Source organism: Pseudomonas sp. KUIN-1 (assembly GCF_009176725.1).
Classification (GTDB): Bacteria; Pseudomonadota; Gammaproteobacteria; order Pseudomonadales; family Pseudomonadaceae; genus Aquipseudomonas; species Aquipseudomonas fragariae.
In genome coordinates, this window is record NZ_AP020337.1 from 437,867 (window position 1) to 452,029 (window position 14,163).

The 14,163-nt window shown below is 60.4% G+C and carries 12 protein-coding genes and 1 pseudogene; 12 read left to right on the plus strand and 1 reads right to left on the minus strand.

What is annotated here, in order from left to right; all coding sequences use genetic code 11:
• The first annotated feature begins 63 nt into the window (after nucleotides 1-63).
• From rpmE to KUIN1_RS27875, 4 genes and pseudogenes are all read left to right on the plus strand, one after another.
• Nucleotides 64-285: a 50S ribosomal protein L31 gene (gene rpmE, locus KUIN1_RS02175; protein ID WP_003403048.1), complete on the plus strand. Its 222-nt coding sequence runs from the start codon at nucleotides 64-66 to the stop codon at nucleotides 283-285.
• Between the two features lie 13 nt (nucleotides 286-298).
• Nucleotides 299-1,102 carry a thermonuclease family protein gene (locus KUIN1_RS02180; RefSeq protein WP_057457309.1) on the plus strand — a complete coding sequence of 268 codons (804 nt, stop codon included), beginning with the start codon at nucleotides 299-301 and terminating at the stop codon, nucleotides 1,100-1,102.
• Between the two features lie 181 nt (nucleotides 1,103-1,283).
• Nucleotides 1,284-2,552, plus strand: a complete 1,269-nt coding sequence (locus KUIN1_RS02185) for a malic enzyme-like NAD(P)-binding protein (RefSeq protein WP_011266374.1) — start codon at nucleotides 1,284-1,286, stop codon at nucleotides 2,550-2,552.
• Nucleotides 2,553-2,777: 225 nt separating this feature from the next.
• Nucleotides 2,778-2,912, plus strand: a pseudogene (locus KUIN1_RS27875) (IS110 family transposase); the annotation flags it as partial.
• A gap of 226 nt (nucleotides 2,913-3,138) precedes the next feature.
• Here the strand turns inward: KUIN1_RS27875 and KUIN1_RS02200 are convergent.
• A complete protein-coding gene (locus KUIN1_RS02200) occupies nucleotides 3,139-5,580 on the minus strand; it encodes a penicillin-binding protein 1A (protein WP_442963288.1) in 2,442 nt (813 codons plus the stop codon).
• A gap of 209 nt (nucleotides 5,581-5,789) precedes the next feature.
• Here KUIN1_RS02200 and KUIN1_RS02205 point away from each other — a divergent pair, with 209 nt between their 5' ends.
• The 8 genes from KUIN1_RS02205 (at nucleotide 5,790) to KUIN1_RS02240 (ending at nucleotide 14,106) form a co-directional block, all read left to right on the plus strand.
• Entirely contained in the window at nucleotides 5,790-6,854 is a 1,065-nt protein-coding gene (locus KUIN1_RS02205; protein WP_003403040.1) for a pilus assembly protein PilM, read from the plus strand.
• Nucleotides 6,854-7,429, plus strand: a complete 576-nt coding sequence (locus tag KUIN1_RS02210) for a PilN domain-containing protein (RefSeq protein ID WP_003403038.1) — start codon at nucleotides 6,854-6,856, stop codon at nucleotides 7,427-7,429. Before KUIN1_RS02205 ends, KUIN1_RS02210 begins: the two co-directional genes overlap by 1 nt.
• Nucleotides 7,426-8,049, plus strand: a complete 624-nt coding sequence (gene pilO / locus KUIN1_RS02215) for a type 4a pilus biogenesis protein PilO (protein ID WP_003403037.1) — start codon at nucleotides 7,426-7,428, stop codon at nucleotides 8,047-8,049. Before KUIN1_RS02210 ends, pilO begins: the two co-directional genes overlap by 4 nt.
• Nucleotides 8,046-8,573, plus strand: coding sequence for a type 4a pilus biogenesis lipoprotein PilP (pilP, locus tag KUIN1_RS02220; RefSeq protein WP_024651857.1), 528 nt, complete (start codon nucleotides 8,046-8,048; stop codon nucleotides 8,571-8,573). Before pilO ends, pilP begins: the two co-directional genes overlap by 4 nt.
• Nucleotides 8,574-8,620: 47 nt before the next feature.
• Nucleotides 8,621-10,726 carry a type IV pilus secretin PilQ gene (gene pilQ, locus KUIN1_RS02225; protein ID WP_003403035.1) on the plus strand — a complete coding sequence of 702 codons (2,106 nt, stop codon included), beginning with the start codon at nucleotides 8,621-8,623 and terminating at the stop codon, nucleotides 10,724-10,726.
• A gap of 4 nt (nucleotides 10,727-10,730) precedes the next feature.
• A complete protein-coding gene (gene aroK, locus KUIN1_RS02230; RefSeq protein WP_011266378.1) occupies nucleotides 10,731-11,249 on the plus strand; it encodes a shikimate kinase AroK in 519 nt (172 codons plus the stop codon).
• Nucleotides 11,250-11,363: 114 nt separating this feature from the next.
• Nucleotides 11,364-12,467, plus strand: coding sequence for a 3-dehydroquinate synthase (gene aroB / locus KUIN1_RS02235; RefSeq protein ID WP_003403032.1), 1,104 nt, complete (start codon nucleotides 11,364-11,366; stop codon nucleotides 12,465-12,467).
• 10 nt (nucleotides 12,468-12,477) lie between these two features.
• Nucleotides 12,478-14,106: an SPOR domain-containing protein gene (locus tag KUIN1_RS02240; RefSeq protein WP_152091804.1), complete on the plus strand. Its 1,629-nt coding sequence runs from the start codon at nucleotides 12,478-12,480 to the stop codon at nucleotides 14,104-14,106.
• The last annotated feature ends 57 nt before the right edge of the window (nucleotides 14,107-14,163 follow it).

Here is a 14,163-nt window from a genome sequence, read left to right on the forward strand (position 1 = left end):
CTATTTCCGTGCGGTATTCAACAATAGTGTTGGGTGGCGGCGCGTTAGACCGAGGAAGTACCGATGAAAGCTGATATCCATCCAGTTTACGAAGCCATTGACGCTACCTGCAGCTGCGGCAATGTCATCAAGACCCGTTCCACCCTGGCCGCTCCTCTGAGCCTGGACGTGTGCAACGAGTGCCACCCGTTCTACACCGGCAAGCAGAAGATGCTTGACGTTGGCGGCCGTGTCGACAAGTTCAAATCCCGTTTCGGTGCGTTCGGCGCAACCAAAGCGAAGTAAGACTGGCTGCCCTATGGGCATCTCCAGGCTGCTTGAAAAGGCGCTCCTTGTGGGCGTCTTTTTTATGCCCGCGATTTGGGTGTCCGCTGCGCAGGCCTTCTGCCCCGCACCTGCCTCGTTGCCGATTGCACAGGTGCAGCGTGTGGTCGACGGCGACACGTTAAAGCTGACCGATGGCCGCAGTGTGCGAATGATCGGGCTCAATACGCCTGAAACCGGCAGGAAAGGCCGGTCGGCCGAACCGTTTGCCGAGGCGGCGAAAAAGCGCTTGCAGACGCTGGTGAATGAAAGCGGCGGCAAGGTCAGGCTGCGTATCGGCCAGCAGGGCAAGGATCATTACGGCCGCACGCTGGCCAACGTCTATGACCGTAAGGGCGCCAACCTCGAGGCGCAGTTGCTGAGTGAAGGTCTGGGCTATCTGGTGGCCGTTGCGCCCAATGTCAGGCTGGTCGCTTGCCAGCAGGGCGCGGAGCGTCAGGCACGTGAGGCGCGGCTGGGTGTGTGGCGCAATTCGCCGGTGCAGTCCTCGACCCGGCTGAGCACAGGCGGGTTCGCGATTGTGTCCGGTCAGGTCAGGCGTGTGCAGCGCAATCGCGGCGGTATCTGGATCGAGTTGCAGGGCTCGCTGGTCCTGCGTGTCGCGCCTGCCCACCTGAATGCGTTCGATACGGCGATGCTCCAGCGCCTCGAAGGGCAGCAGGTCGAAGCGCGTGGCTGGGTAGTCGACCGCTCCCGGCGCGCGGGCCTGAAAGCCGGGCAGTCCCGCTGGCTGCTGCCACTGACCCATCCCGCCATGCTGAGCCCTCCCCGCCGTTAGAAGCGCCCTCCAGGCCAGTGATCCGACGAGCGTGACCGAGTGTTCACGTATCAGGCCTCTAAGCTAAAGTCTAAGCCTGTGCCTATTGACAGCAGTGACTGGCCAGTCTTGTTAGGACTATGCATCTTGCGTATCCTCGGCGGTCCGTCTGTCCCACAGTAAAAAAAGCGGAATCCAATACATGTCAGATCTGAAAACTGCCGCGCTCGAATACCATGCCAATCCTCGTCCGGGGAAGCTGAGCGTCGAACTCACCAAGCCGACCGCAACCGCTCGTGACCTGGCTCTGGCCTACAGCCCTGGCGTTGCTGAACCCGTGCGTGAAATTGCCCGTGACCCCGAGCTGGCTTACAAGTACACCGGCAAAGGCAATCTGGTAGCAGTTATTTCTGATGGCACCGCGATTCTCGGCCTCGGCGATCTGGGGCCATTGGCTTCCAAGCCGGTCATGGAAGGTAAGGGCGTTCTGTTCAAGCGCTTCGCCGGTATCGACGTTTTCGATATCGAAGTCGATTCCGAAAGCCCGCAGGCGTTCATCGACACCGTCAAGCGTATCTCCATCACCTTCGGTGGCATCAACCTGGAAGACATCAAGGCGCCTGAGTGCTTTGAAATCGAGAAGGCGCTGATCGAACAGTGCGACATCCCGGTTTTCCATGATGACCAGCACGGCACCGCTATCGTGACGGCGGCCGGCATGATCAACGCACTGGAAATCGTCGGCAAGACCCTCGAATCGGCGAAGATCGTCTGCCTGGGCGCTGGCGCTGCAGCCATCTCCTGCATGAAGCTGCTGGTGAGCATGGGCGCGAAGATCGAAAACATCTTCATGGTCGACCGTACCGGCGTTATCCACTCCGGCCGTACCGACCTGAACCAGTACAAGGCTGCATTCGCTCACGCTACCGAGAAGCGCTCGCTGACCGATGCACTGGATGGCGCTGACGTATTCGTAGGCCTGTCCGGCCCTAACCTGCTGAGCGCTGAAAACCTCAAGCTGATGGCCAAGGACCCGATCGTGTTCGCTTGCTCGAACCCTGATCCGGAAATCTCCCCGGAACTGGCTCACGCCACGCGCAGCGATGTGATCATGGCCACTGGCCGTTCGGACTACCCGAACCAGGTCAACAACGTGCTGGGCTTCCCGTTCATCTTCCGCGGTGCTCTGGACGTTCGCGCCAAGCGCATCAACGAAGAAATGAAAATCGCTGCGGCCAACGCCTTGCGCGAACTGGCCAAGCTGCCTGTGCCACAGGAAGTCAGCGACGCCTACGGCGGCATCAAACTGGAATTCGGTCGTGAGTACATCATCCCGAAACCAATGGATACGCGCCTGCTGGGCCTGATCGCCGATGCAGTGGCCAAGGCCGCCATCGAAAGCGGCGTTGCCACCCTGCCTTATCCGAAGCACTACCCGCTGACCAGCGTGGATGACGTGTTCAAGGGCTGATCCCTGAGCCAATAAAAAACCCCTGCAGCGATGCAGGGGTTTTTTTATGCCTTGGATACCCTGCACTTGTGGGGCATTTTCAGGGATTGAACTGGCCTCTTCGCGAGCAAGCTCGCTCCCACAAGTGCGGTGTATACCTGACCGGCAGGCGGGGCAGCGGGGAGATAACTGCCCCTGAAGATTTTATGGCGTGTGAAGATCTTGTGGGAGCGAGCTTGCTCGCGAAGAGGCCGGTATGCGAGGCTGCGTGCCAAGGGCAAGTGCGCGAAAGTGGCCCTGGTGGCCTGCATGCGGGTGTTGCTGATACGCCTGAACGCCATGGTGCGCGACGGAACACCATGGCGTGATCATGCGGTTTGAATGGGGGCGGGCTTTGCCTGCCATCGCGGAATCTATCCGCGATGGCATTATAAAATGCCCATTCATCGGGGGATGATGAAAGACAGTTGGCTCCCACGGGACCTGCGTATAACCGTCAGGGCGGAGCATGGGCAGGATGGTGATCTGACTGACGACTATCGTTCCTCACGCTCCAGCGTGGCAATGCCTTTCGTGACGCTCCGTGTCACAAGCCCGCGCAGTGCTATCAGAACAAATCGATCGGCGCTGACTCATCCGCTGGCAACGGACTGCCCGGTGCACTGCTGCCGCCCAGTTCGTTGACGCTTGGTGGTGTGTCTTCGCTTTTGAACAGCTCGAAGAATGCGTTCGGCGTGCTTGGCGTAGCGGCGCGGCCACTCAATGGGTCGACGCGCAGGCTGAGAATGCCTGGCGGTTCGGCCTGCTGATGCGGTGGCTTGTCCTTGAGCGCGGCGCTCATGTAGTCCATCCAGATCGGCAGCGAGACCGTCCCGCCGAATTCGTGACGGCCAAGGCTTTCAGGCTGATCGAAACCACTCCACACCGTCGTCACGTAGTCTGCGTTATACCCGGAGAACCAGGCATCCTTGGAATCGTTGGTGGTACCGGTCTTGCCGGCGATGTCCGGTCTGTTCATGGACAGCGCGCGGCGCCCGGTGCCGCGCTTGATCACGTCCTGCAGCATGCTGTTCAGAATGTACGTGGTGCGGCCATCGACAATGCGCTCGGCAACGGCAGGCGCTTGCGGCTGGGCGGGTGCGCCCGGTGGACCCGCAACGACGCTCGGGCTGTCATGTACCGCAAAGGTCGAAGTATTGGGCGCGGTGTTGACGTCATTGGCCGGAACGCTTGGCGGGTTGGCGACAAACAGGGTCTGGCCGTCACGGTTCTCGATGGTCTGGATCAGATAAGGACTGACCTTGTAACCGCCGTTGGCGAAGGTTGCCCAGCCGGTGGCGATTTCCATCGGGGTCAGTGTCGCCGTACCCAGTGCCAGCGACAGGTTGCGCGGCAAGTCCTGCTTGGAGAAGCCGAAGCGGGTGATGTAGTCGATGGTGCTGTCGATGCCGAGGGCCTGAAGCAAGCGGATCGATACCAGGTTACGAGACTTGTACAGCGCCTCGCGCAGGCGGATTGGCCCGAGGAAGGTGTTGGTGTCATTTTTCGGACGCCATACCTTGTCCAGGTATTCGTCGACAAAGACGATAGGCGCGTCGTTCACCAGGCTGGAAGCGGTGTAACCGTTATCCAGCGCAGCGCTGTAGATGAACGGCTTGAAGCTGGAGCCCGGTTGACGTTTGGCCTGCATGGCACGGTTGTAGTTGCTCTGCTCGAACGCGAAGCCGCCGACCAGCGCACGAATGGCACCGTTCTGCGGATCAAGCGATACCAGTGCGCTCTGCGCGACGGGAATTTGACTGAATTTCAGCGAGCCATCGTCCTGGCGCAGCAGACGAACCAGGTCGCCGACCTTGGCAACGTCACCCGGCTGCTTCGGATTGGCGCCCAGGCTGTTGGTATTCAGGTAAGGCCGCGCCCACTTCATGGTGGCCCAGTCTACGGTTTCTTCCTTCTCGCCGTTGTGGGTCAGAACGCGCAGACCGGTCTTGTCGACCTGGGTCACGATGCCGGGCTCGAGGCCGTTGATCATGCGCTGCCTGGTCAGTTCCTGTACCCAGTTGGCGCGGGTCATGCCCGGGAATCGGCTTTCCGGACCACGGTAGCCGTGGCGCTGGTCGTAATCGATCAAGCCTTGCTGGATGGACTTGTTGGCGTGTTCCTGAAGGTCGCTCGGCACCGTCGTGGTGACGCGGAAGCCTTCTGTGTAGGCCTCGCTGCCATAGCGGCCGACCATTTCTGCCCGCGCCATTTCAGCGATGTACGGCGCATTCACTTCCGGCGTCGGCACGTGATAGCTGGCGTTGAGCGGTTCGTTCAGCGCTGCCTGGTAAGCGGCCTGGTCGATCTTGCCCAGACGATACATGCGGCCGAGGATCCAGTCGCGACGTTCCTTGGCACGGGTCGGGTTGGCCAACGGGTTGAAGCGTGACGGTGCCTTGGGCAGACCGGCAATCATGGCCATTTGCGCAAGGCTTACATCGCGAATCGATTTGCCATAGTAGACTTGCGCCGCTGCCTCGATCCCGTAGGCGCGGTTACCCGGATAAATCTTGTTGACGTACAGCTCGAGAATCTCGTCCTTGGTAAGTTGGCGCTCGATTTGCAAGGCCAACAGGATCTCGGTGGTTTTGCGCGAAAAGCTGCGCTCGCTGGTCAGGAAGAAGTTTTTCGCGACCTGCATGGTGATGGTACTGCCGCCTGACTGAATATGGCCGCTCTTGACCAGTTGAGTGGCGGCGCGCATCAGGCTGCCCGGGTCGACGCCGTAGTGGTTGGCGAAGTTGTCGTCTTCGGCCGACAGCAGTGCGTTGATGAAATTGGGCGGGATTTCCGCGAAGCGAATCGGCGTGCGGCGCATTTCACCGAACTCGGCAATCAGCTTGCCGTCGCTGGTGAACACGCGCAGGGGGATTTGCAGTTGAATGCTTCGCAGCGCGTCAACGGAGGGCAGGGTCGGGCTCAGGTAAAGAAACGCGCCGCTCAGGCCAAGCAACAGCGAGCAGAATACCGCGACGAGGGACCACCAGAAAAACTTCAGCAGGCGTATCAAGGCTTTTGGATTTCCAGAAAAAATAATGGGTTAAGCGCAGGCATTTACAAATGAACATGCCTTGAAGCTTTGTTAAATGAAAAAAACGCTGGGCATTATAAGCATTTTTCGTCCCCACGCGTGATTTGCGCTACTGTCAAGGCTGTCGACAGTGACGTTGGCCCGAAATAACTCCGTAAGTGACGGAAACTCATAGGAATCAGGTTGTGTTCGAACTCTTCAGTAAGAAGGCCAACACCCTTCTAGGGATCGATATTAGCTCCACCTCGGTAAAACTCCTGGAATTGAGTCGTTCCGGCACCCGTTACAAGGTCGAGTCTTACGCAGTAGAGCCGTTGCCGGCCAACGCTGTCGTCGAAAAGAACATTGCCGAACTCGAAGGGGTCGGGCAGGCGTTGTCTCGCGTGCTCGCCAAGGCCAAGACCAGCGTCAAGAACGTGGCGGTTGCCGTGGCCGGTTCGGCGGTGATCACCAAGACCATCGAGATGGACGCCGGTCTTTCCGACGATGACATGGAAAACCAGCTCAAGCTTGAAGCTGACCAGTACATCCCCTATCCGCTGGAAGAAGTCGCCATCGATTTCGAAGTGCAGGGCTATTCGGTGCGCAATCCCGAACGCGTCGAGGTGTTGCTGGCTGCCTGCCGCAAGGAGAACGTCGAAGTGCGCGAGGCAGCCCTGGCGCTGGCCGGGCTGACCGCGCGCGTGGTCGATGTCGAGGCCTACGCCCTCGAGCGCTCGTTCGGACTGCTGGCCGCGCAACTGGGCAACGGTCATGACGAGCTGACGGTGGCCGTGGTCGATATAGGCGCCACCATGACCACCCTGAGCGTGCTGCATCATGGCCGGATCATTTATACCCGCGAGCAGCTGTTTGGCGGGCGCCAGCTGACTGACGAAATTCAGCGCCGCTACGGGCTCTCCATGGAGGAAGCCGGGCTTGCCAAGAAGCAGGGCGGCTTGCCCGACGACTACGTCAGCGAGGTGCTCGACCCCTTCAAGGAAGCGCTGGTGCAGCAGGTTTCCCGCTCCCTGCAGTTCTTCTTTGCGGCCGGTCAATACAACTCCGTGGATCACATCATGCTGGCAGGCGGCACGGCTTCGATTTCAGGGCTGGAGCATCTGATCCAGCGGCGCATCGGCACTCCGACCATGGTCGCCAACCCGTTTGCCGACATGGCCCTGAGTTCCAAGGTCAATGCCGGCGCCCTGGCCAGTGATGCGCCGGCGCTGATGATCGCGTGTGGCCTGGCGTTGAGGAGTTTCGACTGATGGCGCGGATCAACTTATTACCGTGGCGCGAAGAGCTTCGCGAAGAACGAAAGAAACGCTTCCTGACTGCCTTGGTCGGCGTGTTGGTGGTATCAGTCGGCATTCTGTTTCTGATCGATCGGTACGTCAGCAACGCCCTCGAGCATCAGATGGCACGCAATGCGTTTCTGCAGACACAGATTGCCCAGCTCGATATCCGCATCAAGGAGATCAGCGACCTCAAGGCCCGTCGCAAGCAACTGCTCGAGCGCATGAAGATCATTCAGGACCTGCAAGGCAACCGCCCGATCACCGGGCGCGTCTTCGATCAACTGGCGCGGACCCTGCCGGATGGCGTCTATTACTCGCAGGTCAAAATGACCGACAAGCTGATCGCCATCAATGGTGCTGCCGAGTCGAACAACCGGGTTTCCGACCTGATGCGTAATCTTGAAGCTTCCGACTGGCTGGAAGCGCCGAGCCTGACCGAGGTCAAGGCCACGACCGCCGGTGCTGTGGATCAGGCCAACGTCTTTCAGTTGACCGTACGCCAGACGCAGCCACCGGTTGCCGCTGCCGCAGGAGCCAAGCCATGAATATGTCCGAATGGCTGGAAGGGCTGCGCAAGGTCGATCTGAGCGAACTGGACCTGAACAATCTCGGTTCATGGCCTGCGGCGATCAAGGCCATTGCCGGGGTGCTGGTCGCGGTCATGATTTTCGCTCTGGGCTATTTCTTCTTTATCCAGGATCTGGAAACCCAGCTGGAAAGCGCGCAGGGCAGCGAGGTGACGCTCAAGGAGCAGTTCTCCAACAAGGCCTTCCAGGCGGCCAACCTCGAGCCGTACAAGAAGCAGATGGAAGAAATGGAAAACACCTTCGGTGCCCTGCTGCGGCAATTGCCCAGCGACACCGAAGTGCCTGGGCTGCTTGAGGACATCACCCGCACCGGACTGGGAAGCGGGCTCGAGTTCGAGGAAATCAAGCTGCTGCCCGAGGCGGCCCAGCAGTTCTACATCGAGCTGCCGATACAGATCACCGTGGTCGGTGGTTATCACGACCTGGCGACCTTCGTCAGCGGCGTCGCCAGCCTGCCGCGCATCGTCACGCTGCATGATTTCGAGATCAAGCCGGTCGATCCCAAGGTGCCGACCAAGTTGCGCATGAGCATTCTGGCCAAGACCTACCGCTACAACGATGAAGGGCTGAAGAAATGAGGGCGGCGCGATTGCTGTGCGTCAGTGTGGTTCTGGCAGGGCTGGCCGGTTGCGGTAATGACAATGATTTTGCCGATCTTTCTGAATTCATGGATCAGGCCAGAGCCCGCCCGAGTGGCAACATCGAGCCGCTGCCCAAGTTTCGGCCGTATGAGGCGTTCACCTACAACGCCTCCACGCTGCGCAGTCCCTTTCAGCCGCCGGTCAAGATCGACCTGCTCAACCGCCAGAAGGGGTCACGGCTGGTGGCGCCGGACGAACACCGGGTCAAACAGTTCCTTGAAGGCTTCAATATCGAGTCGTTCGAGATGGTCGGCACGATGGGCAACGAGTCAGGGACATTTGCCCTGCTGCGCGGTGCCGGAGGTGTTCATCGCGTCAAGGTGGGCGATTATCTGGGGCGTAACAACGGCCGGGTAGTGTCGATCGGCGACGCGCAGGTTGATGTCATCGAAATTGTTCCTGATGGAGAGGGGGCGTGGCTGGAAAGGCCGCGCACGATCGCCCTCAAAGAACGCTCATGAAGTGGGCAAGGCCAAGTATGCACAGTAGCGCTCAACGGAAATTGATCATGACCCGGATTCTCTCGATTATCGGCGTGTCGTTATGCATCGCGATGCTGTCGCCGGTTCTCCAGGCTGCCAACCTCAAGACCCTGGATGTCGCCGCCCTGCCGGGTGACCGCATCGAGCTGAAGCTGGCATTCGACGCCCCGGTGCCTGCACCGCGCGGTTACACCACCTCGCAACCGGCGCGCATTGCGCTGGACCTGCCGGGTGTTACCAGCCAGCTGGCGACCAAAAGTCGTGACCTGGGCACCGGCAATGCGCGCAGTGTGGTCGTGGTACAGGCTCAGGACCGTACCCGGGTGATCATCAACCTGACCACGCTTTCGCCGTACAGCTCCCGCGTCGATGGCAACAACCTGTTCGTGGTCATCGGCCAGGGTGCCGGCGCCGCGCAAGCCTCCCAGCCGACTACCGCGATGGGCGCGCAACGGGTCGCGGTGCCACCGCCCACACCGGCATCCGCCAAGCCGTTCATCCCCGCTGGCGTCAAGGCCATCAGGAATGTCGACTTTCAGCGTGGCGAGCTGGGTGAAGGCAATGTGGTCATTGACCTGAGCAACCCCAGCATTGCCCCGGATATTCAGGAGCAGGGCGGCAAGATCCGCGTGGACTTCGCCAAGACCCAGCTGCCCGAACCGCTGCGCGTCCGCCTGGACGTCAAGGACTTCGCCACGCCGGTGCAGTTCGTCAGTGCTTCGGCGACAGGTGACAAGGCCAGCATTCTGATCGAGCCGTCGGGCGCCTTCGACTACTCGGCGTTCCAGACCGAAAACAAGCTGACGATCAGCGTGCGCCCATTGACCAACGAGGATCTGGACCGCCGCGCTGCCGACAAGCCGGTGTACACCGGTGAAAAGCTGTCGCTGAACTTCCAGGACATCGATGTGCGTTCGGTGCTGCAGCTGATTGCCGACTTCACCAACCTCAATCTGGTGGCCAGTGATACGGTCCAGGGCGGTATCACCCTGCGTCTGCAGAATGTGCCATGGGATCAGGCGCTGGATCTGGTGCTGAAAACCAAGGGCCTGGACAAGCGCAAGGTTGGCAACGTTCTGCTGGTCGCACCGGCTGATGAAATTGCCGCCCGCGAGCGTCAGGAGCTGGAGTCACTCAAACAGATCGCCGAGCTGGCGCCCCTGCGCCGCGAACTGCTGCAGGTCAATTACGCCAAGGCAGCCGACATCGCCAAGCTGTTCCAGTCCGTGACCAGCGCCGAGTCCAAGGCCGACGAGCGCGGCTCGATCACGGTGGACGACCGGACCAACAACATCATTGCCTACCAGACCCAGGAACGACTCGACGAACTGCGTCGTATCGTGTCGCAACTGGACATCCCGGTACGCCAGGTGATGATCGAGGCGCGCATCGTCGAGGCCAACGTCGATTACAACAAGCAGCTCGGGGTACGCTGGGGCGGGTCTACCAACACCAGCGGCAGCGGCAAATGGACAACCTACGGGCTGGATAATAACGGCGACGAGGCCGGTAACACTGGCAGCAGTGTGACCTCCAACGTGCCGTTCGTGGACCTGGGCGCTGCTGATGCGACGACCGGCATAGGCCTGGGCTTCGTGACCAACAACACGCTGCTGGACCTTGAGCTGAGTGCCATGGAGAAAACCGGTAACGGTGAAATCGTCTCCCAGCCCAAGGTGGTCACTTCCGACAAGGAAACCGCCAAGATCCTCAAGGGCACGGAGATCCCGTACCAGGAATCCAGCTCCAGCGGTGCGACCACCGTGAGCTTCAAGGAAGCTTCCCTGTCGCTTGAAGTGACGCCGCAGATCACGCCGGACAACCGCATCATCATGGAAGTGAAGGTCACCAAGGACGAGCCGGACTATCTGAATGCGGTACTGGGCGTACCGCCCATCAAGAAGAACGAGGTCAACGCCAAGGTGCTGATTTCCGACGGCGAAACCATCGTCATCGGTGGTGTGTTCTCGAATACGCAAAGTAAAGTTGTCGATAAAGTGCCATTTCTTGGCGATGTACCGTATCTTGGCCGGCTTTTCAGGCGCGATGTGGTATCCGAGTCCAAATCCGAGCTGTTGGTATTTTTGACTCCGCGTATCATGAACAACCAGGCGATTTCTGTGAGTCGTTGATTTTGTGCGAAATTTAATACTTGTGGGGCCGATGGGTGCTGGCAAGAGCACCATCGGCCGTTTGCTTGCCAAAGAATTGCGACTGCCGTTCAAGGATTCCGACAAGGAAATCGAGCTGCGTACGGGCGCCAATATTCCCTGGATCTTCGACAAAGAAGGCGAACCGGGTTTTCGTGATCGCGAGCAGGCCATGATTGCCGAGCTGTGCGCCGCCGATGGCGTGGTTCTGGCGACCGGCGGTGGTGCGGTCATGCGCAGCGAAAATCGCCATGCACTGCGCGCCGGCGGGCGCGTGGTTTATCTGCACGCCTCGATCGAGCAACAGGTGGGGCGCACCGCGCGTGATCGCAATCGGCCTTTGCTGCGTACCGCCGATCCTGCCCGGGTACTGAGCGAGTTGCTGGCCATCCGTGACCCGTTTTATCGGGAAATCGCCGATATCGTGATTGAAACCGATGAGCGGCCGCCCCGAATGGTGGTTCTTGAGATACTGGCGCGACTGGCAGAGCTTCCTCCCCGTTAAAGCGCAGGCGAAAATGCGCTATTCTCGACGCCCGGAAAACAGCGACGGTGCATGGCCTTGCGTCATGACCTGCTGAAGCACACACCGTCCAATCGGTAATCAATGTGGGGACACATGCAGACACTTAAGGTCGAGCTTGGTGAGCGTAGCTACCCGATCCATATTGGCGAAGGCCTGCTGGATCAGCCAGAGCTCCTGACCCCGCATATCGTCGGGCGTCAGGTGGCTATCGTTTCCAACACGACAGTGGCACCGCTGTACCTGGAACGCCTGACGCAAACCCTGGCCGGTTACAACGTTCTGCCGATTGTTCTGCCCGATGGCGAGGCGTTCAAGAACTGGGAGACCCTGCAGACCATTTTCGATGGCCTGCTGACCGCCCGTCATGATCGTCGTACCACGGTCATCGCCCTGGGTGGCGGGGTGATCGGCGACATGGCCGGGTTCGCTGCCGCCTGCTATCAGCGTGGCGTGAACTTCATCCAGATCCCGACCACGCTGCTGTCTCAGGTGGACTCGTCGGTCGGCGGCAAGACCGGCATCAACCACCCGCTGGGCAAGAACATGGTCGGTGCCTTCTATCAGCCGAGTGTGGTGCTGATCGATACCGCCTCGCTCAATACTCTGCCCGAGCGCGAGCTGTCCGCCGGGCTGGCGGAAGTCATCAAGTACGGCCTGATCTGCGACGAACCCTTTCTGACCTGGCTCGAAGAGCACGTCGATGCACTGCGCGGGCTGGACCAGGCGGCGCTGACCGTGGCCATCGAACGTTCCTGCGCCGCCAAGGCGCTGGTGGTCGGCGCCGATGAGCGCGAGTCCGGTGTTCGTGCGACATTGAACCTGGGTCACACATTCGGGCACGCCATCGAGACGCATATGGGCTATGGTGTCTGGCTGCATGGCGAGGCGGTTGCTGCCGGTACGGTCATGGCGCTGGAAATGTCCTCGCGCCTGGGCTGGATCAGCACGCAGGAGCGGGATCGCGGCATTCGCCTGTTTCAGCGTGCCGGGCTGCCGGTCGTGCCGCCGCAGGACATGACGCAAGACAATTTCCTCGAACACATGGCGATCGACAAGAAAGTCATCGACGGTCGCTTGCGTCTGGTGCTGTTGCGCCGGATGGGTGAAGCGGTTATCACGGACGAATATCCAAAAGAAGTATTACAGGCCACTCTGGTTGCGGATTATCGCGCCCTGGTGGATCAGCTCAGAGGTTAACGGAAACCCCATGACTAGTTTGCATGCCGACGAGGCCTTCCTCGGCCATTATCAGTTGAGTCATGACCCCTTTGCGGCGCGGGTACCTGGCTTCAAATTCTTTCCTGCCCAACGCAAGCCTGTGCTGGGTCAGCTTCATCATCTGGCGCGCTACAGCCAGTTGCTGCTGGCGGTCACCGGGCCTCAGGGCAGCGGCAAGACCCTGCTGCGCCAGGCGTTGGTGGCGAGTACCAACAAGCAGTCGGTGCAAAGTGTCGTGATTTCTGCGCGCGGTGCCGGCGATGCTGCGGGCGTGCTGCAGCAGGTCGCGCAGGCGCTGAGCGTCGCCCAGGCTGAAATGCAGTCGATCCTGTCGCAGGTCGTGCAGCTCGGGCTGACCGGTCAGGAAGTCTACCTGCTGGTTGACGATGCGGAACAACTTGGCGATTCGGCGCTCGAAGCGTTGCTGGGTCTTGCTGCGGGAACGCCTGAAGGGCGTCCGCATGTATTCCTGTTCGGAGAGCCATCGCTGCTCGATCGTCTCGATCAGATGTGTGCCGACCTGCAGGGCGATGTCGAAGGCGAACGCTTTCACGTCATCGAGCTGCAACCCTATACGGAAGAGGAAACCCGGGAGTATCTGGCTCAGCGTCTGGAGGGTGCAGGGCAGGGAATCGCGTTGTTCACCGCCGACCAGATCACCGATATTCATGAACAGTCCGATGGCTGGCCTGGCGCAATCAACCAGGTAGCCCGCGATTCAATGATCGAGGCGATGATCGCGAGTCGTTCCGCGGTCAAGCGTCCAAGTGTGGGGTTCAAAATGCCGAAAAAACACGTATTGGCCTTGGGTGCCGTTGTCATAGTGGCCGTGGCAGCAGCCGTGCTGATCCCGGGTCGCGGCGACAAGACGGGTACACCCGCCAATGCCCCGGCTTCCGCTCAGGCGCAGCTGCCGCTGGGCGAAGGCAAGCCAACTGCTCAACAATCGAACAACGGCAGCCCGGCCATCGAATTCGCTGGCAATTCCCAGCCGATGCCGTTGCCGATGAATGGCAACCAACCGGTGATGCGCGGTCCTCTGGCCGAAGCCGCCGGTTCCAGTGATTCCGACGAAGACGCCGTGCCGACAGGTTCGCCTGCCCAGCCGCCGACCGTGACCACTACTGCGCCTCCAGCCGGTGTTCCGGCAGGTCAGGCCGCAGCGCAGACGCCTCGTTCGTCCATCCCTGCGCCGACACCTGCACCTGCACCTGCGCCAGCGGCCAAGCCGGCACCTGCGCAGACTCAGGTTGCTACGGCCAAGCCTGCCCCGGCTCCGGCTGCCAAACCGGCTGAAAAACCGGCAGCGGCCGCCGCCAAACCGGCTGCCGGCGGTAGCTGGTACAGCAGCCAGGCTCCAAGCCACTACGTGGTGCAGATTCTCGGCACCAGCTCCGAAGCGACGGCCCAGGCCTACGTTGCAGAGCAGGGTGGCGAGTATCGTTATTTCAAGAAAACCCTGCAGGGCAAGCCGCTGTACGTTGTGACGTACGGCAACTTTCCTGACCGCGCTGCCGCCCTGGCAGCCATCAAGGTATTGCCAGCCAAGGTTCAGGCTGGTAAACCTTGGCCTCGTACTGTCGCCAGCGTCCAACAAGAGCTCGGCGCCACTCGTTGAAGTCGCAGCGGCCCTACCCGGGCCGTTTGCCGACCTGCCTGACTTAACCCGCCTGCG

Bases quoted from the DNA above. Each gene is read 5' to 3' on its own strand.
- rpmE (WP_003403048.1), top strand. From the start codon at position 64: ATGAAAGCTGATATCCATCCAGTTTACGAAGCCATTGACGCTACCTGC.
- KUIN1_RS02180 (WP_057457309.1), top strand. From the start codon at position 299: ATGGGCATCTCCAGGCTGCTTGAAAAGGCGCTCCTTGTGGGCGTCTTT.
- KUIN1_RS02185 (WP_011266374.1), top strand. From the start codon at position 1,284: ATGTCAGATCTGAAAACTGCCGCGCTCGAATACCATGCCAATCCTCGT.
- KUIN1_RS02210 (WP_003403038.1), top strand. From the start codon at position 6,854: ATGGCGCGGATCAACTTATTACCGTGGCGCGAAGAGCTTCGCGAAGAA.
- pilO (WP_003403037.1), top strand. From the start codon at position 7,426: ATGAATATGTCCGAATGGCTGGAAGGGCTGCGCAAGGTCGATCTGAGC.
- pilP (WP_024651857.1), top strand. From the start codon at position 8,046: ATGAGGGCGGCGCGATTGCTGTGCGTCAGTGTGGTTCTGGCAGGGCTG.
- pilQ (WP_003403035.1), top strand. From the start codon at position 8,621: ATGACCCGGATTCTCTCGATTATCGGCGTGTCGTTATGCATCGCGATG.
- aroB (WP_003403032.1), top strand. From the start codon at position 11,364: ATGCAGACACTTAAGGTCGAGCTTGGTGAGCGTAGCTACCCGATCCAT.
- KUIN1_RS02240 (WP_152091804.1), top strand. From the start codon at position 12,478: ATGACTAGTTTGCATGCCGACGAGGCCTTCCTCGGCCATTATCAGTTG.